The organism is Brevundimonas naejangsanensis (assembly GCF_003627995.1).
Taxonomy (GTDB): Bacteria; Pseudomonadota; Alphaproteobacteria; order Caulobacterales; family Caulobacteraceae; genus Brevundimonas; species Brevundimonas naejangsanensis_B.
The window spans coordinates 416,228-439,780 of the sequence record NZ_CP032707.1 but is presented as its reverse complement, the minus strand read 5'-3'; the positions used below and the strand labels follow the sequence as shown (position 1 = coordinate 439,780).

Annotated in this window: 25 protein-coding genes and 1 riboswitch; of the genes, 12 read left to right on the top strand and 13 right to left on the bottom strand. The window is 68.9% G+C overall.

Annotated features, from left to right (window positions below; translation table 11 throughout):
- Positions 1–94 precede the first annotated feature (94 nt).
- The 5 genes from D8I30_RS02020 to D8I30_RS02000 all read left to right on the top strand — a co-directional run bounded on the left by D8I30_RS02020 (position 95) and on the right by D8I30_RS02000 (position 2,713).
- Entirely contained in the window at positions 95–466 is a 372-nt protein-coding gene (locus D8I30_RS02020; protein WP_121481253.1) for an AtpZ/AtpI family protein, read from the top strand.
- Positions 467–471: 5 nt separating this feature from the next.
- The gene (locus D8I30_RS02015) at positions 472–1,260 is read left to right on the top strand and encodes a F0F1 ATP synthase subunit A (RefSeq protein WP_121481252.1); all 789 of its coding nucleotides are present in this window, start codon (positions 472–474) and stop codon (positions 1,258–1,260) included.
- Positions 1,261–1,317: 57 nt separating this feature from the next.
- A complete protein-coding gene (locus tag D8I30_RS02010) occupies positions 1,318–1,542 on the top strand; it encodes a F0F1 ATP synthase subunit C (protein ID WP_003168985.1) in 225 nt (74 codons plus the stop codon).
- Between the two features lie 81 nt (positions 1,543–1,623).
- Positions 1,624–2,196 (top strand): hypothetical protein, encoded by a 573-nt coding sequence (locus tag D8I30_RS02005; RefSeq protein WP_121481251.1) that lies wholly within the window; start codon positions 1,624–1,626, stop codon positions 2,194–2,196.
- 1 nt (position 2,197) lies between these two features.
- Entirely contained in the window at positions 2,198–2,713 is a 516-nt protein-coding gene (locus D8I30_RS02000) for a F0F1 ATP synthase subunit B (RefSeq protein WP_121481250.1), read from the top strand.
- A 97-nt stretch (positions 2,714–2,810) separates the two neighbouring features.
- Here the strand turns inward: D8I30_RS02000 and D8I30_RS01995 are convergent, their stop codons facing one another.
- The 6 genes from D8I30_RS01995 to gcvT all read right to left on the bottom strand — a co-directional run bounded on the left by D8I30_RS01995 (position 2,811) and on the right by gcvT (position 8,605).
- Positions 2,811–3,278: a DUF6789 family protein gene (locus D8I30_RS01995; RefSeq protein WP_346426483.1), complete on the bottom strand. Its 468-nt coding sequence runs from the start codon at positions 3,276–3,278 to the stop codon at positions 2,811–2,813.
- Positions 3,279–3,399: 121 nt separating this feature from the next.
- Positions 3,400–3,804, bottom strand: a complete 405-nt coding sequence (locus D8I30_RS01990) for a PGPGW domain-containing protein (RefSeq protein WP_240387288.1) — start codon at positions 3,802–3,804, stop codon at positions 3,400–3,402.
- 171 nt (positions 3,805–3,975) lie between these two features.
- Positions 3,976–5,553: an aminomethyl-transferring glycine dehydrogenase subunit GcvPB gene (gene gcvPB, locus D8I30_RS01985; RefSeq protein WP_121481248.1), complete on the bottom strand. Its 1,578-nt coding sequence runs from the start codon at positions 5,551–5,553 to the stop codon at positions 3,976–3,978.
- Between the two features lie 15 nt (positions 5,554–5,568).
- Positions 5,569–6,915, bottom strand: coding sequence for an aminomethyl-transferring glycine dehydrogenase subunit GcvPA (gcvPA, locus tag D8I30_RS01980; protein ID WP_121481247.1), 1,347 nt, complete (start codon positions 6,913–6,915; stop codon positions 5,569–5,571).
- Positions 6,916–7,035: 120 nt separating this feature from the next.
- Positions 7,036–7,401, bottom strand: a complete 366-nt coding sequence (gene gcvH / locus D8I30_RS01975; protein ID WP_121481246.1) for a glycine cleavage system protein GcvH — start codon at positions 7,399–7,401, stop codon at positions 7,036–7,038.
- A gap of 91 nt (positions 7,402–7,492) precedes the next feature.
- Positions 7,493–8,605 (bottom strand): glycine cleavage system aminomethyltransferase GcvT, encoded by a 1,113-nt coding sequence (gcvT, locus tag D8I30_RS01970; RefSeq protein ID WP_121481245.1) that lies wholly within the window; start codon positions 8,603–8,605, stop codon positions 7,493–7,495.
- 162 nt (positions 8,606–8,767) lie between these two features.
- Positions 8,768–8,864, bottom strand: a riboswitch (glycine riboswitch).
- A 114-nt stretch (positions 8,865–8,978) separates the two neighbouring features.
- Between gcvT and D8I30_RS01965 the strand changes: the two genes are divergently transcribed.
- Positions 8,979–9,947 carry a class 1 fructose-bisphosphatase gene (locus D8I30_RS01965; protein WP_121481244.1) on the top strand — a complete coding sequence of 323 codons (969 nt, stop codon included), beginning with the start codon at positions 8,979–8,981 and terminating at the stop codon, positions 9,945–9,947.
- Between the two features lie 154 nt (positions 9,948–10,101).
- Here D8I30_RS01965 and D8I30_RS14290 read toward each other — a convergent pair whose 3' ends face one another.
- Positions 10,102–10,401, bottom strand: a complete 300-nt coding sequence (locus D8I30_RS14290; RefSeq protein ID WP_162938778.1) for a hypothetical protein — start codon at positions 10,399–10,401, stop codon at positions 10,102–10,104.
- A gap of 23 nt (positions 10,402–10,424) precedes the next feature.
- Positions 10,425–11,438: an adenosine deaminase gene (locus D8I30_RS01960; RefSeq protein ID WP_121481243.1), complete on the bottom strand. Its 1,014-nt coding sequence runs from the start codon at positions 11,436–11,438 to the stop codon at positions 10,425–10,427.
- A gap of 94 nt (positions 11,439–11,532) precedes the next feature.
- Between D8I30_RS01960 and D8I30_RS01955 the strand changes: the two genes are divergently transcribed.
- Positions 11,533–12,189, top strand: a complete 657-nt coding sequence (locus D8I30_RS01955; RefSeq protein WP_121481242.1) for a CPBP family intramembrane glutamic endopeptidase — start codon at positions 11,533–11,535, stop codon at positions 12,187–12,189.
- Between the two features lie 10 nt (positions 12,190–12,199).
- Here the strand turns inward: D8I30_RS01955 and argS are convergent, their stop codons facing one another.
- Complete coding sequence (gene argS / locus D8I30_RS01950) at positions 12,200–13,999, bottom strand: arginine--tRNA ligase (RefSeq protein ID WP_121481241.1); 1,800 nt, start codon at positions 13,997–13,999, stop codon at positions 12,200–12,202.
- A gap of 3 nt (positions 14,000–14,002) precedes the next feature.
- Entirely contained in the window at positions 14,003–14,644 is a 642-nt protein-coding gene (locus D8I30_RS01945; protein ID WP_121481240.1) for a Tat pathway signal sequence domain protein, read from the bottom strand.
- Positions 14,645–14,792: 148 nt separating this feature from the next.
- On the opposite strand from D8I30_RS01945, the gene ispH reads away from it, so the two are divergent.
- A complete protein-coding gene (gene ispH, locus D8I30_RS01940) occupies positions 14,793–15,764 on the top strand; it encodes a 4-hydroxy-3-methylbut-2-enyl diphosphate reductase (RefSeq protein ID WP_121481239.1) in 972 nt (323 codons plus the stop codon).
- A 219-nt stretch (positions 15,765–15,983) separates the two neighbouring features.
- On the opposite strand, the gene D8I30_RS01935 is transcribed toward ispH, so the two are convergent.
- Together D8I30_RS01935 and lspA are read right to left on the bottom strand one after the other, a co-directional pair.
- Positions 15,984–16,550, bottom strand: coding sequence for a DUF3035 domain-containing protein (locus D8I30_RS01935; protein ID WP_121481238.1), 567 nt, complete (start codon positions 16,548–16,550; stop codon positions 15,984–15,986).
- Between the two features lie 67 nt (positions 16,551–16,617).
- On the bottom strand, positions 16,618–17,145 hold the full coding sequence (lspA, locus tag D8I30_RS01930; RefSeq protein WP_121481237.1) for a signal peptidase II: 528 nt from the start codon (positions 17,143–17,145) through the stop codon (positions 16,618–16,620).
- A 108-nt stretch (positions 17,146–17,253) separates the two neighbouring features.
- Between lspA and D8I30_RS01925 the strand changes: the two genes are divergently transcribed.
- The 3 genes from D8I30_RS01925 to D8I30_RS01915 are packed head-to-tail and all read left to right on the top strand — an operon-like array spanning position 17,254 to position 19,565.
- Complete coding sequence (locus D8I30_RS01925; protein WP_121481236.1) at positions 17,254–18,123, top strand: TIGR01459 family HAD-type hydrolase; 870 nt, start codon at positions 17,254–17,256, stop codon at positions 18,121–18,123.
- Between the two features lie 39 nt (positions 18,124–18,162).
- The gene (locus D8I30_RS01920; protein ID WP_121481235.1) at positions 18,163–18,624 is read left to right on the top strand and encodes a MaoC family dehydratase; all 462 of its coding nucleotides are present in this window, start codon (positions 18,163–18,165) and stop codon (positions 18,622–18,624) included.
- Positions 18,625–18,635: 11 nt separating this feature from the next.
- Positions 18,636–19,565, top strand: a complete 930-nt coding sequence (locus D8I30_RS01915; protein WP_121481234.1) for a bifunctional riboflavin kinase/FAD synthetase — start codon at positions 18,636–18,638, stop codon at positions 19,563–19,565.
- Positions 19,566–19,591: 26 nt separating this feature from the next.
- Here the strand turns inward: D8I30_RS01915 and D8I30_RS01910 are convergent, their stop codons facing one another.
- Positions 19,592–20,131 carry a DUF3828 domain-containing protein gene (locus D8I30_RS01910; protein WP_121481233.1) on the bottom strand — a complete coding sequence of 180 codons (540 nt, stop codon included), beginning with the start codon at positions 20,129–20,131 and terminating at the stop codon, positions 19,592–19,594.
- Between the two features lie 325 nt (positions 20,132–20,456).
- Here D8I30_RS01910 and ileS point away from each other — a divergent pair, with 325 nt between their 5' ends.
- Positions 20,457–23,375, top strand: coding sequence for an isoleucine--tRNA ligase (gene ileS, locus D8I30_RS01905; RefSeq protein ID WP_121481232.1), 2,919 nt, complete (start codon positions 20,457–20,459; stop codon positions 23,373–23,375).
- Positions 23,376–23,553 lie beyond the last annotated feature (178 nt).

The window sequence follows — 23,553 nt, the reverse complement described above, 5'->3', positions numbered from 1 at the left end:
CGCGCCGCCTTGACCTGCGGGCCTCCCGCCTATAGGTTCCGCGCCGAAATTCAGACCCGTTCCGGCCCGCGCCGGGCGCTGAGCGAACAGGCCCATGTCCCCGACGAAGGAATCGCGCGAAGAGGCGATCAAACGCCTCAACAAAAGCGCATCCGCTCTGGAGGCGAGGACGCAGGCGGACAAGTCCGCCGAGGTCGCCGCTCAGAAGGTGGTCGGGCAGGCCTATCGCATCATCGCCGAACTGCTCGGCGGCGTGGCGATCGGTCTGGCATTTGGTTTTGGCGTCGACCGGTTGTTCGGGACGACGCCGATGGGCGTTGTAGGCGGGGTCCTTCTGGGCTTCGCCTTGTCGATTTATATGGCGCGCCGCACAGCCAACCGGCTGATGGCGCAGGCCAAGGCGGCGGGTTTGCCCCAACAGGGCGAGCCCATCATCGAGGCCGATGACGAAGACAGGGAACGATAGGCTTAATGGCCGGTCCGATTGAACAATTTGAGGTCACGCCGCTCGTCGAGTTCGGCACGGTCAATGTTCCCGTCCTGGGCGAGCAGACCCTGGCCATCACCAATTCGCACGTGGCGATGACCATTGCCTTCGTCGGCGTCGTGGGCTTCCTGGCCCTGGCCACCTCGGGCGCCAAGGTGGTGCCGGGCCGGATGCAGGCTGCGGGCGAAAGCCTGTTCGGCATGGTCGACAACCTGGCCAACTCCATCATCGGTCACGAAGGCCGCAAATACTTCCCCTTCGCCTTCACCATGTTCCTGATGGTTCTGTCGATGAACCTGCTGGGCATGTTCCTGACCTTCACCGCCACCTCGCAGCTGGCCGTGACCGTCACCCTGGGCCTGCTGACCTTCCTGACCGTCATCATCGTCGGCATCGTCAAGAACGGCTTCGGCTTCCTCAAGCTGTTCTGGCCGTCGGGCGCGCCGCTGCTGCTGCGCCCGGTCGTCGGCGCCATCGAGTTCGTCTCCTTCCTGCTGCGCCCGGCCACCCTGGCCCTTCGTCTGTTCGGCAACATGCTGGGCGGTCACGTGGCGCTGAAGATCTTCGCCCAGTTCGTCGTTCAGCTGGGCGCGGTGGCCATCGTTACCGGCGGCCTGGCCTACGCCTTCATTCCGGTCGCGGCCCTGTCCCTGGGCATGGTCGTGGCCATGACGGCGCTTGAGTTCCTGGTGGCCTTCCTTCAGGCCTTCGTCTTCACCGTTCTGACCTGCATCTACCTCAACGATGTGGTCAACCTGGGCGAGGGCCATTAAGGCTCTGGTTCAGTCCTAACCCCACCCTCCAACGCTCCAAAGAACTAGGATATCATCATGGACGCTGAAGCCGCCAAGTACATCGGCGCTGGTCTCGCCACCCTCGGCATGATCGGCTCGGCCCTGGCCGTCGGCAACATCTTCGGCAACTTCCTGGCTGGCGCTCTGCGCAACCCGGCGGCTGCTGCTTCGCAAGTCGGCAACCTGTTCGTCGGCGCGGCTCTGGCCGAAGCCCTGGGCATCCTGGCCTTCGTGCTGGGCGTCCTGATGATCTTCGGCTGATCCCAGCCCACGATTCTTCAGAATCGACGGCGCGCGGGCCTGCCCTGCGCGCCGTTGTCCTGACCTAGCGATAGACGGTTCATGGCCATCACCCCCACACACGACGTTCAGATCCCGGCGCAGGGCGACCTCCATGCGGAGACCCAGGCGGCGGCCGAGCATGCCTCGGGCGGACTGCCCCAGTTCGAATTCCAGCATTGGGCCGGCCAGATCGGCTATCTGCTGATCCTGTTCGCCGTCCTCTATGTGCTGGTGGCCAAGGTGTTCGCTCCGCGCTTGCGCAAGGTGATGGACGAACGCGCCGAGACCATCGACGGCGCCATCGCCGCCGCCCGCTCGGTCCAGGCCGAGGCCGCCGAACAGGCCGAGGCCGCCCGCGCCGAGGTCGAGAAGGCCCGCGCCGACGCCCGCGCCACCGCCGCTGCCGCCAAGCAGCGCGTCACCGAAGAATTCAACGCCCGCCTGGCCGCCGACGAGGCCGTGGTCAGCGCGCGCATCGCCGAGGCCGAAGGCGCCATCGCCAAGACGCGCGACGCCGCCATGTCGAACGTCACGGCCATCGCCTCTGACGCCGCCGGCGCCATGCTGGAGCGTCTGACCGGCTCGAAGGCGTCCGACGCCGAACTGGCCGCCGCCATCAAGGGAGCCGCCTGATATGCCCGCCTTCCTGACCGGTCACTTTTATGACGTCGCCAACCCTGAGCTGTGGGTCGCCGTCGGCTTGCTGATCTTCGTCGCCATCGTGGTGATGGCCGGGGTGCCCAAGCTGGTCGCCGCCAACCTGGACGCCAAGGGCGCCAAGATCCAGGCCGACCTGGACGAGGCCGCCCGCCTGCGCGCCGAAGCCGAAGCCATGCTGGCCCAGATCCGCCAGGAGAAGGCCGAGGCCGAGGCCCAGGCCGCCGAGCTGCTGGCTACGGCCGAAGCCGACGCCAAGCGTCTGGAAGCCGACGCCAAGGCCCGCATCGAGGAATCGGCCGCCCGCCGCCAGGCCCTGGCCGAGCGCCGCATCGCCCAGGCCGAGGCCGAGGCGACGCAAGAGGTCAAGGCCGCGGCCGCCGACCTGGCCGCCAAGGCCGCGCAGCAAATCCTGGCCGCCCGCATCGCCGGCGCCAAGACGGACCCGCTGCTGGATCAGGCTATCGCCCAGATCAACGGCAAGCTGAACTGATCCCCAGCGGATCGGCGCAGCCCAAAAACATCAGGCCCCGCCGTCGCCGGCGGGGCCTTTTGCATTTCAGGTCCAGGTGTCGGGACCCAGCCTTGGCCTAGTGGGCCGGAGCGGCCCCGATCGGAGCGGCGCCGCGCTTCTCACGCGCGACCAGGCGGGCGTAGAGGTTGCCCATGACCCCGCCGTAGACCATGTGGGTCACCAGCATCCAGCCGAAGGTGCCGAAGCCCGCCGAACCGGTGAAGGTGCGCGGATCGCCGATCATGGTGATGAACAGCATCATCGCCACCCAGGCCGCCACGGCGAACAGGATGCCCTTGGTCTCGGGCGTCCGCGTGGGGATGCGCTCATGGATGATCCCGAACAGGGAGCCCAGGATCAGGGAACCGACGATGAAGTGCAGCGCCCATCCGGCCGCCAGATTGCCGGGCATGCCGAACAGTCGGGCCACAACGCTCGGGAACGGGTCGAACATCTGACCCAGAAGCATGTTGCCGAGCTCAAGCACGGAAACCACGACGGTCGCTATGAAACCGGCGATGATTCCCTTTTTTACGCGTGACATCATGTGAAAAGCGCCTCCCAACGCTATCAACTTCGAGACTACGCAAGGGGGAGCATACGCCGATCCGCGCGGAAGCGGCATGAACGCCGTTCACATTCCCGTGTTGGCCTTAGCTTGGCCTTTATTGGCGGAGCGCGCGCCAGGCTCGGCGCAGGCGGCGCCGGAAGCGCGCCAGCGGACGGCGGCGGCGGCGCAGCACCATCTTCTCGGCGCGCAGGGTCTGCTGCCAGAAGACGGGAGCGATCTCGGGCTTCTTCCGCATCAGGCGGCGGAAGGGATAGACCCAGTTGGGCCGGGCGCGCTGGGCGCGGATGAACTGCCGCTTGGCCCACCAGGAGTTGCGCAGGACGATGACGAGGCCGAGCGCGATGACCGGCACGCCGCCGGGACCGGGCAGGGGGGCGATCAGGACGCCCAGCAGGATGACGAGGAAGCCCACGGCCATCAGGGCCAGGCGACGCAGACGCCGCGCCAGCCCCGGACGGGGCGGCGAGGAAGGGCGCAGCGAGGGCAGGACCAGGGTCACGGACGTCTCGAAACAAGGGAGCGGCCAGGGGAAGGGGCCGACCTGCACTAAACCCGTGAGACAAGGCCGAAAGGCGGCGTCGGCATGACGCTTTCGTAAGGGCGGCCCGAAATGCAGAACGCCGTGTCCCGAAAGACACGGCGTTCCTTGTCGTCAGGCTTGTCGTCGACGTCAGCCGGCGCGGTTGGAGCCTTCCGGGGCCGACCAGCGCAGGCGCGGCGAGCGCGCGGCGCGGGTCTCGTCCAGGCGCCGCAGGGGCGCGTGGAAGGGCGCGCCCTTGAAGCGGTCCACGTCGCCCGCCTTGGCCGCCTGGGCCAGTAGGCGCATGGCCTCGATGAAGCGATCCAGCTCGGCCTTGGACTCGGTCTCGGTCGGCTCGATCAGCATGGCCCCGTGGACGACCAGGGGGAAGTACATGGTCATCGGGTGGAAGCCCTCGTCGATCATCGCCTTGGCGAAGTCGAGCGTGGTGATGTCCGTGCCCTTCAGCCATTCGTCGTCGAACAGGGCCTCGTGCATGCAGGGGCCCTCGGGGAAAGCCGGGCTCATCAGGTCCTCAAGACGGGCCTTGATGTAGTTGGCGTTCAGGACGGCGTCCTCGGCGACCTGACGCAGGCCGTCGGAGCCGTGGGACATCATGTAGCTGAGGGCGCGCACATACATGCCCATCTGCCCCTGGAAGGCGCACAGGCGGCCAAAAGCCTGTTCGGCCTCGTCTTCCTCGCGCTCGACCAGCTTGTAGCCGTCGCCGGTGTTCACGACCCAAGGCGCAGGCGCGAACGGGGCGAGGGCTTCCGACAGCACCACCGGACCGGCGCCCGGCCCCCCGCCGCCGTGCGGCGTCGAGAAGGTCTTGTGCAGGTTGATGTGCATGGCGTCGACGCCCAGGTCGCCGGGGCGCACCCGGCCGACGATGGCGTTGAAGTTGGCGCCGTCGCAATAGAAGTAGGCGCCCGCTTCGTGGGTCAGGCGGCTGATCTCCAGGATGTCGCGCTCGAACAGGCCGCAGGTGTTCGGGTTGGTGACCATGATGGCCGCCACGTCCGGACCCAGCTTGGCGGCGAGGTCGGCCACGTCGACGCGGCCGTCGTCGGTCTGGGCTACTTCCACGACCGAATAGCCGACGAAGGCGGCCGTGGCCGGGTTGGTGCCGTGGGCCGAGGTCGGGACCAGCACCTTGCGGCGCTGCTCATGCTCGCCCTTGGCTTCGTGGGCGGCGCGGATGGCCATCAGGCCGCACAGTTCGCCATGGGCGCCGGCCTTGGGCGACAGGGCCACCGCGGGCATGCCCGTCAGCGTCGTCAGCCAGTGGGCCAGGTTGTCCATCAACTCCAGCGCGCCCTGCACCGTCGACTGCGGCTGCAGCGGGTGGATGTCCGAGAAGCCGGGCAGACGCGCCATCTTCTCGTTCAGGCGCGGGTTGTGCTTCATCGTGCACGACCCCAGCGGATAGATGGCCAGGTCGATGGCGTGGTTCTTCTGGCTCAGGCGCACATAGTGGCGCATGGCCTCGGGCTCGGACAGGCCGGGCAGGCCGATCGGATCCTTGCGGACCAGGTCGCCCAGGTCCGAGCCGTCGGTGGCAGGTTTGGGCAGATCGACGCCGGTCTTGCCCCAGCCTTCGCCTTCGAAGATCAGCGGCTCGTCCTGAAGCAGGCCGCGCCCGCCGGTAAGGGTCGGGTGCTTGTAGTCGTTGTCGAAGCCGGCGTTGGGGGCGGTCGGACGGCCGACAGTGTTCATCGTGCTCATGGTTCCAAACTCCCTTTAGGCGGCCAGGACCTTGGCGAGCGAAGCCGCCAGGATCTTGATGTCGGCGTCCAGCGTCGTCTCGGTGGCGGCGACCAGCAGGACGTCGTCGAGGCCCGCGTCCGGGGCCAGGCGGCTGTAGGGCACGCCGCACAGGACGCCGTTGTCCGCCATCGTCTGGACGACCTCCGCGGCGTTCTTGGGCAGCTTGACCGCGAACTCGTTGAAGAAGCGCGGGGTCAGGATTTCGACGCCCGGAATGGCGGCCAGAGCGTCGCGCGTGGCGACGGCCTTCTCGTGGTTGAGCAGGGCCAGCTGGCGCAGGCCCGTCTCGCCCAGCAGGCTCATGTGGATGCTGAACGCCAGGCAGCAGAGGCCCGAGTTGGTGCAGATGTTCGAGGTGGCCTTGTCGCGGCGGATGTGCTGCTCGCGCGTCGACAGGGTCAGGACGAAGCCGCGGCGGCCCTCGGCGTCCACCGTCTCGCCGCAATAGCGGCCGGGCGTCTGGCGCAGCAGCTTCTCGCGGGTGGCGAACAGGCCGATGTAGGGGCCGCCGAAGTTCAGGGCGTTGCCGATCGACTGGCCTTCGGCCGCGACGATGTCGGCGCCCATTTCGCCAGGCGACTTCAGCAGGCCCATCGACACGGCCTCGGTCACCACGACGATCAGCAGGGCGCCGGCGGCGTGGGCGGCCTCGGCGATCTTGGTCACGTCCGTGGCGGTGCCGAAGACGTTGGGGGTCTGGACGACGACGCAGGCCGTGTCCTTGTCGATGGCGGCGATGACGGCGTCTTCGGCGTCGACGGCGGCGGTCAGGGCCTGGGTCTCGACGCCGACGGCGTGAACCACGGTCTCGGTCGCCTTGACGTAGTGGGGGTGGACCCCGCCCGAGATGACGGCCTTGTTGCGGCGGGTCACGCGGGTGGCCATCAGCACGCCCTCGGCCATCGCCGTCGAGCCGTCATAAAGCGAGGCGTTGGCGACTTCCATGCCGGTCAGGTTCGCGACCTGGGTCTGGAACTCGTACAGGTACTGCAGGGTCCCTTGCGCGATTTCCGGCTGATAGGGGGTGTAGCTGGTCAGGAACTCCGACCGCTGGATCACGTGATCGACCGTGGCCGGGACGTGGTGCTTGTAGGCGCCGGCGCCGCAGAAGAAGGGCACGGTCGAGGCCGTGGCGTTCTTGCCCGCCATGGTCGAGAGGGCGCGTTCGACCTCCAGCTCGCCCGCCACGCGGGGCAGGTCGACGAAGCCGTCGCGTCGCGCGGCCTGCGGCACGTCGATGAACAGGTCGTCGATGGATTCGGCGCCGATGGCGGCCAGCATGGCCTCGCGATCGTCGGGCGTCAGGGGGAGGTAGCGCATTACAGGTCCTCGGCGGCATCCCGGAGGTCGCGGGGCGCGACGCTCCGGGAGCGCTTCAAGCGGCGGAAAATCCGGCGATCCCGGACCGGCGCGCCGCGCCGTCCGGGACGACGGCGGGACTTAGAGGGTGGTCAGGTAGGCGTCGTAGGCGGCGCGGTCCATCAGGCCGTCCAGGGCCGAGGCGTCCGACACCTTGATCTTGGCGAACCAGCCTTCGCCTTCTGGGTCGGCGTTGACGGTTTCCGGGGCCGAGGCCAGGACGGCGTTGCCCTCGACCACTTCGCCGGCGATGGGGGCGTAGACGTCCGAGGCGGCCTTGACCGACTCCACGACGGCGAAGCTGTCGCCGACCGAGACGGTCTTGCCGGCTTCCGGCGTCTCGACGAACACCACGTCGCCCAGGGCGTCAGCCGCGTGTTTGGAGATGCCGACGGTGGCGACGTCGCCGTCCAGGCGAACCCACTCGTGATCCTTGGTGAACTTCATTCTGGTCTTCCTCATAGAGCCTGTGGTCCAGGCTTTGTTTCAAGGCGTCTTCCTCGGCCTTGTGCCGAGGATGACGGAAGGGGGGAGGGCCTTAGGCCTTCGGCTTCCGATAATAGCGGGTCGCCACGAAGGGGGTAGCGACGACTTCGGCGGCGGCCGGGCGACCGCGCACCAGAACCTTCAGCGCCGTGCCCAGTTCCGCGAAGGCGGGCGGGACGTAGCCCATGGCGATGTTGTGCCCCAGCGTCGGCGAGGGGCCGCCCGAGGTGATCTTGCCGATCACGGCGCCGTCCATGTCGGCGATCTCGGCGCCTTCGCGGGCCGGGGCGCCTTCCTTGACGTGCAGGCCGACGCGGACGCGGGCCGGGCCGTCGGCCAGCTGCTTGAGGATGGTCTCGGCGCCGGCGAAGTCGGCGCGCTCCTTGCGCGACTTGGACAGGGCGAAGGTCAGGCCGGCCTCGACCGGGGTGGTCCCGACGTCGACGTCATGGCCGTGCAGCGGCAGGCCGGCTTCGAGGCGCAGGGAATCGCGCGCACCCAGGCCGATCGGCTTCACGCGGGCGTCCGACAGCAGCAGGGGCCACACCCGCTCGGCGGCGGCGGCCGGAAGCGAAATCTCGTAGCCGTCCTCGCCGGTGTAGCCCGAGCGCGAGACGATGCACTCCTCGCCGAACAGGGTCACGGTCTGGCAGTCCATGAAGCCCATGTCGCCCAGGGCCGGCGCGTGCTTGGCCATGACCTCGGCGGCTTCCGGCCCCTGGATGGCCAGCAGGGCGCGGTCCAGCACCTCCAGCTTGGCGTCGCCCGACAGGTTGGCGTTCAGGAAGGCGAAGTCGGCGTCCTTGTTGCCGGCGTTGACGACGACGTAGAGGCCGTCCTCGAACGGCTTGCCCGCCATCAGGTCGTCCATGATGCCGCCCTGGTCGTTCAGCAGCACCGAATATTTCTGCTTGCCCGGCTTCACGATCGCATAGTCGCCCGGCACGAAACGCTCGAACTGGGCGATGGCGTCGGCGCCGGTGATGCGGGCCTGGCCCATGTGGGAGACGTCGAACAGGCCGGCGTGTTCGCGGGTCCAGCGGTGCTCGGCCAGCACGCCTTCATACTGGACCGGCATGTCGTAGCCGCCGAAGCCGACCATGCGGGCGCCCAGCGCGCGGTGCGCGGCGTTGAGGGGGGTAGTCTTAAGGGCCTGATCGCTCATGGCGTCGCCTCCGGGTCGCGAGTTGCGGCGATAGCTCCGCCGTCGTTGCGCCCCCGCTGTCTCGAAGCCTGAGAGATTCCGACCGTCCCCGAAAGAGGCCGGCCTTGCTCCGTCGGCGCGCTTCCCGGACCCTCCGATCCGTCGGCGACTTTCCAGCGTCCGTGCGCTTTCGCGGTCCTTTTGCCTGAGCGTTTCCGGGGCGGTTGCGCCTTCGGCTCCGGGCGCCGCGAACGACCCCGGTCTCTCCCGCGAGAGCGTTCGACGTAAGGCCCCGACTCCGGCGCGAAGTCAAGCGGCGCCGGGCTTGCCGCGGGCGATCCGAACGGCCATGAGAGGCGGAACCGCGCTTCGCCCCCAGGATTTGTAGGACGCCATGACCGCCCGCACCGACCTCGCCGCCCATCTCGCCGCGCTCGATCTGCCGCAGGGGCTGACGCAGACGCTGACCGTGGCCGCCGCCGCCTGCGTGGACATCAAGGCCGTGGTCGCGGGCGGGGCCCTGGTCGGCGCGCTCGGCGCGTCCGGCGCCGTCAACGTCCAGGACGAGGAGCAGAAGAAGCTCGACGTCATCGCCAACGACATCCTGACCGACGCCCTGATGGCCTGCCCGGTCGTGGCCGGGGTGGCGTCCGAGGAAATGGACACGGTCCATCCGGCGACCAATCCCGCGGGCGAGTATCTGGTCCTGTTCGACCCGCTGGACGGCTCGTCCAACATCGACATCAACGCCCCCGTCGGCACCATCGTCTCGGTGCTGAAGGCGCCGTCGGCCGCGCCGACCGAGGCCGACTTCCTGCAATCCGGCCGCCGTCAGGTCGCGGCCCTCTATTGCCTCTACGGCGGCCAGACCATGCTGGTGCTGACCACGGGCCGGGGCGTGGCGGGCTTCACCCTGTCGCCCGACGGCTGCTGGCTGATGACGCATGAGGACATCCGCATCCCGGCCGATACCAAAGAGTTCGCCATCAACATGTCGAACCAGCGCCACTGGGCCGAGAGCGTCCAGCGCTACATCGACGGCTGCCTGCAGGGCGCGGACGGCCCGAGGGGCAAGAACTTCAACATGCGCTGGGTCGCCGCCATGGTGGCCGACGTGCACCGCATCCTGATGCGCGGCGGCGTCTTCCTCTATCCCTGGGACAAGCGCGAGCCGAACAAGCCGGGCAAGCTGCGTCTGATGTACGAGGGCAACCCCATGTCCTTCCTGGTCGAACAGGCGGGCGGCAAGTCCACCACCGACGGCAAACAGGCCATTCTGGACGTGACCCCGACCGAACTGCACCAGCGGGTGCCGGTCGTCCTGGGCTCGGCCAACGAGGTCGATGAGATCGCGGCGGCCTGAGCGCTCACGCTCCCCAAGCGTCATCCCGGCCAAGTCTCGCGTCGCGAGGCGCAGAGCTGGGACCGCCAAGGCCTCGACATTCCAACGGTTGCGCTTCCGGCGGTCCCGGATCAAGCCTGCGGCTCGTCCGGGATGACGACGCCGGAGAAGCGCCTCAGCTTTGTAAAAACGCCGCGAGGAATCCGATCGGAAGGAGGATCGCCGCGAGAGGAAAAGCACACCGGGCGATATAGACGCATCCGGTGATGAACCTGTTGTCGTAATCACGGTGCAGGTTTGAGTAGAGCCGACGAAATGATGGACGGATGCCAAGCGCCGCCGGATTTCGAGAGAAAAGATAGAAGGCGGGCGTCGTCGGCGGCGCATCACCGTTGCGGCGTAGGGCGTCTGCGGCGAGGTCGGCCAAGGCCGAGGCGAACCACCCGGCGCCGAAGCTGACGAAACCGAGAAGCATCACTGTGGCCGTTGCGGGATGCATCAGTAGCCCGCCGCGTAGGCCTCGACCTCGGCGATCCTGGCGGCCTTGTCGGCGTCGCTGAGGAAGCTGCCGTCGAAGCTGTTCTTCGCCAACTGCACCACCTGTTCCCGCGTCAGGCCCACGGCTTTGGCCAGTTCGATGTAGTTGGCGTTCACATAGCCGCCGAAATAGGACGGGTCGTCCGAGTTCAGGGTGACGTGCAGGCCGCGGCGCAGCATCTCGGGGACCGGGTGGTCCTTCAGGTCCTTGACCACGCACAGCTTCAGGTTCGACAGGGGGCAGACCGTCAGCGTCATCTGCTCGGCGGCCAGGCGCTCGATCAGGGCCTCATCCTCCATCGAGCGGTTGCCGTGGTCCATCCGGTCGATGTGCAGCAGGTCCAGCGCCTCGCGGACGTATTCGGGCGGGCCTTCCTCGCCGGCGTGGGCGCACAGCTTAAGCCCTAACTCGCGGGCGGCGGCGAAGACGCGCTGGAACTTCGACGGCGGGTGGCCGACCTCGGAGGAATCCAATCCGACGCCGATGAAGTGGTGCAGCCAGGGCTTGGCGGCCTCCAGGGTGGCGAAGGCTTCGTCTTCCGACAGGTGTCGCAGGAAGCTGAGGATCAGGCCGCTGGTGACGCCCAGCTCGGCTTTGGCCCGCTCCATCCCGGCGATCAGACCCTCGACCACCACGCCGAAGGGCACGCCCCGGTCGGTGTGGGTCTGGGGATCGAAGAAGATCTCGGCGTGGCGGACGTTGTCGGCGGCGGCGCGCTGGAAATAGGCGAAGGCCAAATCCTCGAAGTCCTGACGGGTCAGCAGCACGGCCGCGCCCGCGTAATAGATGTCGAGGAAGTCCTGCAGGTTCGAGAAGTCATAGGCCGCGCGCACGGCCTCGACGCTGTCGTAAGGAATGGCGACGCCGTTCCTCTGCGCCAGCTCGAACATCAGCTCGGGCTCGAGGCTGCCTTCGATGTGCAGGTGCAGTTCGGCCTTGGGCAGGCCGGCGATGAAGGCGTCGAGGTCGGACATGGCAAACTCCTTGCGGTGACTTAGACCCGTCGCACCCAAGGCTGTCCACCGAGCGCCCGGCGATCCCGAACAAAATTTAACTCTCCACCCCGGCATGGGCGGGCTAGCGTCGGTCTTTCAGACGAGGGAGGGGGCTCTGGCTGTTCTGATCGAGAGCGTCGCGAGCGCAGCGCTGCAACTGGGCGCGGTCGCGCTGCTGTGTCTGATCGCCTGGGCGATCTTCGGGCGTCGGCGCTGGAGGCTGCGGGCCTGGCTGGGGCTGAAGGCCGCGCCGGCGGGACTGGTGCTGATCGCGGCGGCGGCGGGCGCGGCGAGCGCGGCCCTGCTGCTGCAGACGCCGGGACTGGCGGCCCTGGCCTCGGGGCCGGAGACGGTGATCAACGCCGTGGTCGGCGAGGGGCGGCCCGACGCCGTCGGCCTGGCCGCCCTGGCCGTGGCCGCCCTGGTCAAGACGGCCCTGGCCGAGGAGCTGCTGTTCCGGGGCCTGATCGCCCGGCGGCTCTACGCCTGGACCGGCTTCACGGTTGGCAATGGGCTGCAGGCCGCCCTGTTCGCGGCCGTCCACCTGCCGGTGCTGCTGCTGCCGCAGGGAGGCGGCCTGATCGGCGCGGCCATGATCGGCTTCGCCTTCCTGATGGCCCTGGCCGCAGGCTGGCTGAACGAGCGGCGCGGGGGCGGCTCCATCCTGCCGGGCTACGGCCTGCACGCCGGGGCCAATCTGACGACCTATCTGATGCTCGCCCTCGCCTGAGGGCGGGCGGTCACATCCGCTCGGGCGTCTCGATGCCCAGCAGGCGAAGCGCCGTCTCCAACTGGTGCAGGGCCGCGGCGGCCAGGGCCAGGCGCGAGCCCTGGGTCGCCGCATCCGGCGCGACCAGGATCGGGCAGGCGGCGTAGAATTTCGAGAAGCTCTGCGCCAGTCGATAGGCGTGTTCGGCGATCAGATTGGGCGAGCGCTTGTCATAGGCGTCCGCCGTGGCCGCGTCGAAGGCGTCCAGCGTCAGCGCCAGGTCGCGTTCGGCGGCTTCCTCGATGACGATGGGAGCCAGGGCCACGCCCTGTTCCGCCGCCTTGCGCAGCAGGGATTTCACCCGCACGGCCTGGTACAGCAGATAGGGGCCGGTCTTGCCCTCGAAGCTCATGAAGCGGTCGAGGTCGAAGACGTAAGAGGTCGTGCGGTTGTTCGACAGGTCCGAGAATTTCAGCGCGGCGACCGCCACCTTGTGGGCGATGTCTTCGAACTCTTCGGCAGGCAGGTCGTCGCCCAGCTTGGCCTCGTGCAGACGCTCGCGCGCCTTTTCCGTCGCCTGATCGATCAGGTCGCGCAGCTTCAGCACGCCGCCCGCGCGCGTCTTGAACGGCTTGCCGTCGGCGCCGTTCATGGTGCCGAAGCCGAGGTGTTCCAGCGACTTCTCAGGCGCATAGCCGGCCAGATAGGCGGCGCGGAAGACCTGTTCGAAATGCTCGGCCTGACGCTCGTCGACAACGTAGAGGATCAGGTCCGGCCCGATCGACTTCTTGCGGTCTAGAATGGTGGCCAGGTCGGTCGTGCCATACATGGCCGAGCCTTCCGAGCTGATGACCAGCAGGGGCGGGGGCGACGGCGCCTCGATCACCGAGCCGTCGGCCAGCTTCTTCTTGCGGGTCTCGCCCTCGCGGGCGACGTGGACCACCTGGGCGCCGTCGTCCTCGACCAGCAGACCCTTGGCCTTCAGGTCGGCGATCATCTCGTCCATCAGGGGATCGGCGTCGCTCTCGCCATTCCACAGGTCGAAGTCGACCGACAGGTCGTCATATTCGCGCTTCAGCGCCTCGCGGCTGACGGCGACGAAGTGTTGCCAAAGGGCGCGATAGCCGGGGCGGCCGCCCTGCAGTTCGGCGGTCGCCTTTCGGGCGCGGTCGCGGAAGGCGGGGTCTTCCTTGGCCTTGCCCGCCGCCAGCGGATACAGGCGGTCCAGGTCCGCCAGCGTCACCGGCGTCTCGGCCGGGAAGGGGCCGTCGCCCTCGGCCATGAAGGCGTCGGCCAGGCCTTCGTCGCCGCAGGCGGTGATCAGCAGGCCCATCTGGAAGCCCCAGTCGCCGAAGTGGGCGTCGCCGACGACTTCATCGCCGCGTAGGCGGAAGAGCCGCTTCAGGCTCTCGCCGATGATGGCGCTGCGCAGGTGGCCGACGTGCATGGGCTTGGCCACGTTCGGACCGCCGTAGTCGATGACCACCTTGCGCGGTTCGACGCGCGAGGCGCCGGCCAGCTCTTCATCCGCCGCGACCTCGGCCGCGCGCTGGGCCAGGGCCGCGTTCGACAGCTTCATGTTGATGAAGCCGGGACCGGCGACCTCGACCGAGGACAGGCGCGGATCGGCGGCCAGGCGCTCGGCCACCTTGGCGGCCAGTTCGCGCGGATTGGCCTTCAGCGCCTTGGCGGCGGCCAGGGCGCCGTTCGACTGGAAGTCGGCCAGGTCGGGACGGTCGGAGGCGGTGACGCGGGCCAGGGCCTTGTCCACGCCTTCGGCGGCGAAGGCGGCTCCGACCGCTTCGCTGAGAGAAGTCTTGAGGTCGGTCATGTCTTAGTTGGTCTGCTGGCCTGCGGTCGGGCGGAATCGGCTGCCCGATCGGTTGAACTCGGCCATCTGGGGCGTGACGTCGAAGCCGATCAGGACTTCGAAATTGCCGCCGCTGGTGGTGGCGTCGGCGCGCGGGATGACGATGGTCTGGCTGGCTTCGGCCTGGGTGCGGTCGGCGCCGTTGAAGGTCACCGGCAGGTCGAAATACTCCTTGGCCAGGACGGCGGAATTCCGCTCGGTCACCGCGATCCAGTAGCGATAGGTGCGGGCGTCGCCCTGGGCCTGGGGGCCCTTGCCCAGGCTGAACAGCAGGTTCACGTCCAGGCGGATCGGGTCGGCCTCGCGATAGGCGCAGTCGGCGCTGACGCCCTCGATCTCGCCGGTGAAGCCGACGCTGTTGGTGGTGGGCCGCTCATAGTCCGACATTTCGACGTAGCGGGCCGCGTCGTAGAGAATCTTCACATAGGGGCAGGGGCCCGCGTTGGCGCGGCGATTCAGCGGCGCGATCCGCATCGGGCGCGACGGCGCCTGCTCGGCCTTCTTGCCGCCGCCGCCCTGCTGGCGCCCGCTCTGGGCCTCGGCGGCGTGGGGGATCAGCGCGGCCGCGAGAGAAAGGGCGGCGAGGGCGGTCAGGACGCGACGCATCAGGAGCTTTCCGGCAGTCGATGAAGGCGGGCCGATCGGACGCCCGAACGGGCCACGCTGGGTGGTGATAGCGGCTAAAGCGAGGCGCGGCAAACGGCGTGCTGACTCTAGGTGGCGATCCGGCGCGCGAAGCCCTAAGTTCGCGGCCATGAACGCGCCCGTCTCGCCCGCCCAGTTTCAACGTCGCCCCCTGTCCGTCCGCATGGCGACGCCGCGCGGCTTCTGCGCCGGGGTGGACCGGGCCATCCAGATCGTGGAGCGCGCGATCGAGAAATACGGCGCCCCCGTCTATGTGCGCCACGAGATCGTCCACAACCGCCACGTGGTCGACCGGCTCAAGGGCCTGGGCGCCGTCTTCGTCAAGGAACTGGACGAATGCCCGGACGACCGGCCGGTCGTCTTCTCGGCTCATGGCGTGCCCAAGTCGGTGCCTGCGACGGCGCGCTCGCGCGAGATGCTGTTCCTGGACGCCACCTGTCCTTTGGTGTCCAAGGTCCACGTCGAGGCCGAGCGCAATTTCGCCGCGGGCCGCCACGTCATCCTGATCGGCCATGCGGGCCACCCCGAAGTGGTCGGCACCATGGGCCAATTGCCCGCCGGGGCCATCAGCCTGGTCGAGACGGTCGAGGATGCGGAGCGCTTCCAGCGCCCCGGCGATCGGCCCCTGGCCTACGCCACTCAGACCACGCTGTCGGTGGACGACACGGCCGAGATCCTGGCGGCGCTGAAGCGGCGCTTCCCCGAACTGCCCGACCCGCACAAGGAAGACATCTGCTACGCCACCACCAACCGGCAGGAGGCGGTCAAGCGCCTGGGCCAGGACTGCGGCCTGGTGCTGGTGGTGGGGTCCAGGAACTCGTCCAACTCGGCGCGTTTGGTGGATGTGGCGCTGAAGGCGGGGGCCGGAGACGCGCGCCTGGTCGATGACGCGGGCGACCTGGACTGGGCCTGGTTCGACGGGGTGGAGACGCTGGGCCTGACCGCCGGCGCCTCGGCGCCCGAGCCGCTGGTGCAGGGGGTGATCGAGGCCCTGCGGACCCGCTTCGACCTGACCGTGACCGAGGACGACGGCGCCCGCGAGACGGTGACCTTCAAGCTGCCGCGCGCGCTGACGACGTAGTAGAGGCTCCGCTTTCCTCCCCACGTTGTGGGGAGGGGGACCGCGTAGCGGTGGAGGGGCTGCTTCGGCGGAGCCAAGAGGCCCCTCCGTCTCGCCGGCTTCGCCGCCGATCCACCTCCCCACTTCGTAGGGAGGAGAAGCCAGCGGCGTCTTCGCCCAATTGGAAAGGGCGCGTCCACCGAAGCGAACGCGCCCTTGAATCTGGAAAACGCGCGCCCCTTACAGGCCCGGCAGCTTGAAGCGGCTGTCGCGGCGCGGGGCGATGGTGATGCCTTCGCGGCCGCCGGTCAGGGCCTGCAGGCGGGCCTGCTCGCTGGCGGCGTCGATGGTCTTGGCGCCTTCGGCCGTCTGGGTGACGGTCGCGGCCTGGCTGGCCGCGTCGTTCTTGCGCCAGAACAGGATGCGGTTGGCCCAGCTCTCTTCCTTGTGGGCGATGTTGCCGAACTCGTCGTCGACGACATAGCGGGCCAGGGGATCGGCGCGGTCGGCGCCCGCCTCGGCGGCCAGCACCTGCTCGCCCGGGGTGCGGGTCACGGCTTGGCGCTGGCCCAGAAGAATCTGGCGCGCGGCGCTTTCGGGGGCCAGCTCCTGCGGGCGGGGCTGACCCGGCGCGGGCGGGGTCAGGCCGTATTCGGGCGGCACCACCAGGGGGGCGCTGGCCACGGTGACGAATTCGTCCGGCACGACCTTGGCCAGGCCGATGCTCTGCTTCATGCCGGAGCAGGCGGTCAGGCCGAGCGCCGCGCCGGCGGCCAGGGTCACGGTCAGGACGGGACGGATACGCATGGGTCGTTCGGCTCCGGGAGGCGCGCCGCTTGGGCGCAGGCTCGGGTCGATAGTTAAGAGGGTTTGATTACGACTTTTCGTGGGCCGCGCCAACCGGGGACCGGCGTTCCGACAGGAAGCTGTCGAGGATCAGCAGAATCACCCCGACGGTGATGCCGCTGTCGGCCACGTTGAAGATCCACGGGAACAGGCCGGTGCCTGAGAAGTCGAGGAAGTCGACCACCCCGCCGAAGCGGATTCGGTCGACGACGTTGCCGATCGCCCCGCCCATGACCAGGCCGATGGCGGCGACCAGCAGCCGCCGGTCCGCCCGCGTCGCCCACCAGCCCAGCAGGCCCGCCACCAGGATGGAGAAGGCGCTCAGGATCCAGCGTCCGGCGCCGCCGCCGAATAGGCCGAAGCTGACGCCCGTGTTCAGCACATAGGTCAGGTTGAAGACCGGCGGGGCGACCTCGGCGATGCGGTAGCCGTCGGGAATGTGCGAGACATGGGCGGCGTCGATGGCCCCCAGCACCCAGGCCTTGGTCAACTGGTCCAGGATGATGACGGCCAGGGCGACGCCGTAGGCGCCGAGCGCGAGACGGGAAATCTTCATGTCCAGCCGGTTAGCAGGAAGCGCCCCGGCGGCGAAGAGGGAAAAGCGCACGGACGCGGCGGGCGGCGCCGGCCTTTCCCCCGCCGTTTCGGCCGCTATAAGCGGCGCATGACCCTGCCGCATCCCTTGCCCCGCCTGTCCGCCGTCGCCGACGATTACGACATCCTGCTCTGCGACGTCTGGGGCGTGATCCACAACGGCCGCGAAAGCTGGGCGGCCGCCTGCGAGGCCCTGACCCGCTTCAATGAGAAGGGCGGCCATGTCGTCCTGATCTCCAACTCGCCGCGTCCGTCTTCGGACGTCGTGGCGCAGCTGGACGGCCTGGGCGTGCCGCGCAGCGCCTGGAAGGCCTTCGTCACCTCCGGCGACGCCACGCGCGTCGAACTGGCGCGCCGCGCGCCGGGCCCGGCCTGGATCATCGGGCCCGACCGGGACTTCGTCCTCTATGAAGGGCTGGACCTGACCAGCGCCCATGACGCGAACGACGCCGCCTTCATCTCCGTCACCGGGCCTTATGACGACACCACCGAGACGCCCGAGGACTATCGCGAGCGGCTGGTTCCCGCCGTCGAGCGCGGGCTGGAGCTGATCTGCGCCAACCCCGACCGGGTGGTGCAGCGCGGCGATGCGATCATCTACTGCGGCGGCGCCATCGCCGACCTCTATGAGTCCATGGGTGGGCGGGTGATCATGGCCGGCAAGCCGTTCGGCCCCATCTACGCCCTGGCGCTGAAGGAGGCGGAGGCGCTGCTGGGCCGCCCGGCCGACCGCTCGCGCGTGCTGTGCATAGGCGACGGGGTGGTGACGGACGTCCTGGGCGCCGCCGAGCAGGCGCTGGACTGCCTCTTCATCGCCCAAGGGATTCATGGCGACGCGGCCAAGGCGGCCGACGGGACCCTGGATCCCGCTCGCGCGGGGGAATTGCTCCGCGCCGAGACGACCTTCGCCCGCTACGCCGCGCTGGAACTCACGTGGTGAAGGCTCGCCATTTCGTCACAGCTGCCGTAAAGGCCGCACATGGTTGATCTGGTCCAAGCGCACCCCTCGGGCGGCTATATCCTTGACGAACTGCATGTCGGCATGGCCGCCGAGAAGACGGTTCACGTCACCGAAGAGCGAATTCGCCTCTTCGCCGAGGCGTCCGACGACTTCAATCCGGTGCACCTGGACGAAGCCTTCGCCGCCAAGACGGCCTATCGCGGCCGAATCGCCCACGGCCTGCTGAGCGCGGCCTTCGGCTCGGCCGTGGTGGGCACCATCCTGCCCGGCGCCGGCTCGATCTACATCTCCCAGACCCTGGCCTTCCACTTCCCGGTGCGGATCGGCGACCTGGTGCGGATCCAGATCACCGTCATCGAGCTGGACCAGGAAGGCGCTCGCGCCCAGCTGAAGTGCGAAGGCTTCGTCGAGGACAAGCTGATCATGGACGGCGTGGCCGTCGTGCGTGTGCCGCGCCGGCGCAAGCCCTCGGCCCGCTGAGGCCGCCTTCGGTGGTTGAGGTCATTCGCGGCTGGCGCGGTCTGGCGGAGGCCCAGAAGGGCGCGGCCGTCGCCGTCGGCGCCTTCGACGGCGTGCATCGCGGCCACCAGGCGGTCATCGCCTCGGCGCGCGAGGCGGCCCGGCGCCTGGGCGCGCCCCTGGGCGTGATCAGCTTCGATCCCCACCCGCGTCGCCTCTTCCAGCCCGAGGCCGCGCCCTTTCGTCTGATGACGCCGGACCAGATGGCCCGCGCCCTGGCGCCGCTGGGCGTCGACCGCCTCTATCTGATCCCGTTCGACCGCGAGATGGCGGCCATGTCGGACGAGGAGTTCGCCCGCCGCGTTCTGTCCGAAGGCCTCGGCATCGCCCACGCCGCCGTCGGTTTCGACTTCACCTTCGGCAAGGGCCGTTCCGGCTCGCCCGAGGCGCTGCGGGCCTATGGCGAGACCCTGGGCTTCACTGTCTCGGTCACCGACCGCGTCGACGACGCCTCGGGCCTGAAGCTGTCGTCCAGCGCCGTGCGCGAGGCCCTGAAGGCCGGCGACATGGACCGCGCCGCCGCCATCCTGGGCCGCCCCTTCGCCATCCAGGGCGAGGTGATCCACGGCGACAAGCGCGGCCGCACCATCGGCGTGCCGACCGCCAACATCGCCATGGGCGACTATATGCGCCCGGCCTATGGGGTCTATGCGACCCGCACCCGTCTGCCGGACGGGCGGGTGATCAAGGGCGTCGCCAACCTGGGCGTCCGCCCCATGTTCGAGATCGAAGAGCCCCTGCTGGAAGTCTGGCTGCTGGACTTCGACGAGAGCCTCTACGGCCAGACGCTGGAGACGGAACTGGTCGCCTTCCTGCGCGGCGAGATGAAGTTCGACGGCCTGGACGCCCTCAAGGTCCAGATCGAAGCCGACGCCGCGGCGGCGAGGGCCGTGCTCTCCTAAACCCTCTCCCCGCGGGAGAGGGGCTTCTACTCGATCACCTTGAGCAGCCGCTCCGTCAGCGGGGCCTGGCCGGGGACGAGGACGTCGGCCACCTTCCAGCTCATCCCCTCGCGGACCAGCTTCAGGGTCTGGCGCTTCTCCTGGCCGTCGACGGTGAAGACGACCGCGGCCTCGGCGTTGTTCTTGTCGGCCTGGGCGGTTTGCACCGAGGTCAGGACGACCTGGCCGCCCGTGCAGTCGCAGATGAAGTCCTTGCGCAGATAGGGGCGTCGCCCCTTGCCCAAAGCCTGGTTGTGGTCGGCGCCGACCATGGCGTTCAGGGTGCGGCCCAGCAGGGGATCGCGGCCGGGGGCGGGCGAGGCCTGGCCCGTCGCGGCGTAGACGCCGTAGAGCGCGCGCACGAAGCCCTCGGGTTCGCCGGCGGCGGCCTCATAGGCGGCGTCGCGGCCGACCTTGGCGGGGGCGGGCGGCTCGGGCGCGTCGGCGGCTTCTCCGGCCTGGGAGCAGGCCGCCAGCAGGGCGAGCACCGCCATGGCCGTGGTCTTCGCCGTCATCAGCTTGCGCATCGCAATTCCTCCCGCCGCTCCCGAGGACTATCCGGCGCGCCGGGGCGGCTGACAAGCTTTGCGCGATCCGGGGATGGCGCGCGGGCGGGCGTCTCTGCTAGAGCATTTCAACCATGACCGTTCGCGTGATCCGTCCGATTTCGATTAGCCGCCCGGCGTAGCGCCGCAGGGCCTGGCCCCGCGCACGTCGGGATTTTTCGAAACATTTCGCCGAGACGAAGCCTCCTGAGGCGATCAGGGCATGGGCCGTCCGGCGCCTTCACGCTAGACTGACGCCCGACGCCGTTTCCGAGCGGCCGCGCGCGCAAAGATGAAAAGACATCCCATGGCCGACGCCGACACCCAGACCCCTTCCGGCCGCGACTATCGCGACACCGTCTTCCTGCCCGAGACGCCTTTCCCCATGCGCGGCGGCCTGCCCAAGAAGGAGCCTGAGATCCTGGAGCAGTGGGGCGACCTGTACGGTCATCTGCGCAGCCTGCGTCAGGCCCAGAAGGCGCCGCTCTATGTGCTGCACGACGGACCGCCCTACGCCAACGGCGACATCCACATCGGCCACGCCCTGAACAAGACGCTGAAGGACTTCGTGGTCCGCTCGCGCTTCCTGCTGGGCTATGACGTCGACTACGTGCCGGGCTGGGACTGCCACGGCCTGCCGATCGAGTGGAAGATCGAGGAGCAGTTCCGCGCCAAGGGCCGCCGCAAGGACGAGGTCTCGAAGGAAGAGTTCCGCACCGCCTGCCGCGAATACGCCGGCAAATACATCGACCTGCAGCGCGACCAGTTCCTGCGCCTGGGGATCACCGGCGACTTCGCCAACCGCTACGCCACCATGGACTTCACGTCCGAGGCGGCCATCGTCGCCGAGTTCCACAAGTTCAAGAACTCGGGCCAGCTGTATCGCGGCTCCAAGCCCGTCATGTGGTCGCCGGTCGAGCGCACCGCCCTGGCCGACGCCGAGGTCGAGTATCACGACCACGTCTCGCCCACGGTCTGGGTCAAGTTCCCGGTGGTCGGGGCGACCGACAGCCATCCGGACGACCTGCTGGCCTTCCGCACGGCCACGCCGTCGGTGGTGATCTGGACCACCACGCCCTGGACCATCCCCGCCAACCGGGCGATTTCCTACGGACCGGACATCAACTACGGCCTGTATGAGGTCACGGCCCTGGAGGAAGGGCTGGACTACGAGCCCTGGGCCAAGCCGGGCGACCGCTTCATCATCGCCGACAAACTGGCCGAGGACGTGTTCAAGGCCGCCAAGATCGCCGCCTGGACGCGGGTTTACGACATCGACCCGTCGGGCCTGGAATGCGCCCACCCGCTGGCGGCGCTGGACAGCGGATACGGCTTCTCCGTGCCGCTGCTGGCGGGCGATCACGTCACCGACGACGCAGGAACCGGCTTCGTCCACACCGCGCCGGGCCACGGCGCGGACGACTACGCCGTCTGGCTGGCCCACGGCCATCGCGAGGTGCCGGACACGGTCGATCCCGACGGCGCCTATTACGAGCACGTGCCGCTGTTCGCGGGCCTCAAGGTGCTGGAGACCGAGGGCAAGAAGACCGGCAAGTTCGGTCCCGCCAACGGCGCGGTGATGGAGAAGCTGATCGAGGCCGGCAACCTGCTGGCGCGCGGCCGGATGGAGCACTCCTATCCGCACTCCTGGCGCTCCAAGGCGCCGATCATCTTCCGCAACACGCCGCAGTGGTTCATCCGCATGGACGAGCGGCTCGAGGACGACGGCACCCTGCGCAACCGCGCCCTGAACGCCATCGACGCCACCGCCTTCCACCCGGCGGCGGGCAAGAACCGCATCCGCTCGATGGTCGAGGGCCGTCCCGACTGGCTGATCAGCCGTCAGCGCGCCTGGGGCACGCCCCTGGCCATGTTCGTCGACAAGCAGACGGGCCAGCCCCTGCATGACCCCGAGGTCGACGCCCGCATCGTCAAGGCCGTGGCCGAGGGCGGCGCCGACGTCTGGTTCTCGGCCCCCGATTCCGACTTCCTGGGCGCGCACGATCCCGAGCGGTTCGAGAAGGTCACCGACATCCTCGACGTCTGGTTCGACTCAGGCTCGACCCACGCCTTCACCCTGGACCCGCGCACGGCCGAGAGCGGCTATACGGGCGACCGCCCGTCGCACTGGCCGGCCGACCTCTATCTGGAAGGCTCGGACCAGCACCGCGGCTGGTTCCAGTCGTCGCTGCTGGAAGGCTGCGGCACGCGCGGCCGCGCCCCGTTCAAGGCGGTCCTGACCCACGGCTTCACCCTTGATGAAAACGGGGAGAAGATGTCGAAGTCGCGGGGCAACACGACCGACCCCCTGACCATCATCAAGGAGTCGGGCGCCGACATCCTGCGCCTGTGGGTGGCCTTGGTCGACTATTCGGACGACCAGCGCATCGGCAAGCAGATCCTGCAGACCACGGTCGACGCCTATCGCAAGCTGCGCAACACCGTCCGCTATCTGCTGGGCGCGCTGAACGGCTTCGACGAGGCCGAGCGCCTGCCCCACGACCAAATGCCGCCGCTGGAGCAGTTCATCCTGCACCGCCTGTGGGAGCTGGATCAGCAGGTGCGCGAGGCCTACCGCGATTACCGCTTCCAGGACGTGGTGCGCCCGGTGCTGGAGTTCTGCTCGGGCGATCTGTCGGCGCTGTATTTCGACGTGCGCAAGGACAGCCTCTACTGCGACCGTCCCGACAGCGTCCGCCGCCGCGCCGTGCGCACGGTGATGGACGAGGTCTTCAGCCGCCTGACCGCCTGGCTGGCCCCGCTGACGCCCTTCACCATGGACGAGGCCTGGACCACGCGCTTCCCCGACGCCGGCACCAACTGCGCGCGCGTCATCCCCGACACGCCTGATACGTGGCGGCATGATGCCGAAGCTCGTCGCTGGGCCCAGGTCGAAACCGTGCTGGAGGTCGTCAACGAAGCCCTGGAAGCCGCGCGCCGCGACAAGGTCATCGGCGGCGCCCTGGACGCCTGGCCGGTTGTCACCGCCCCGGCCGAGCTGCTGGCGCCGTTCGAGGGGCTGGACGCCGCCGAGGTGTTCCGCACCTCGGGCGCTGAACTGGTGGTCGGCGGCGAGGCCGTCACCGTCGAGGTCAAGCTGGCCGACCATCCCAAGTGCGCCCGCTCCTGGCGCCGGGTGCCGGACGTCGGCTCGGACCCCGACTACCCCGACCTGTCGGCCCGCGACGCCGACGCCGTCCGCTGGCTGGACGCCCGGAAGGCGTAAACAGGATCAGGCCCCTCCGCTCCGGCGCAGGGGCCTTTTTCTTCCTTCTCCCCTTGCGGGAGAAGGTGGCCCGCCAGGGCCGGATGAGGGGTCTCTCGACATATGAAAAAGGGGTGCGAGACCTGACGTCCCGCAACCCCTCATCCGTCCGGCTTCGCCGTCCACCTTCTCCCGCAAG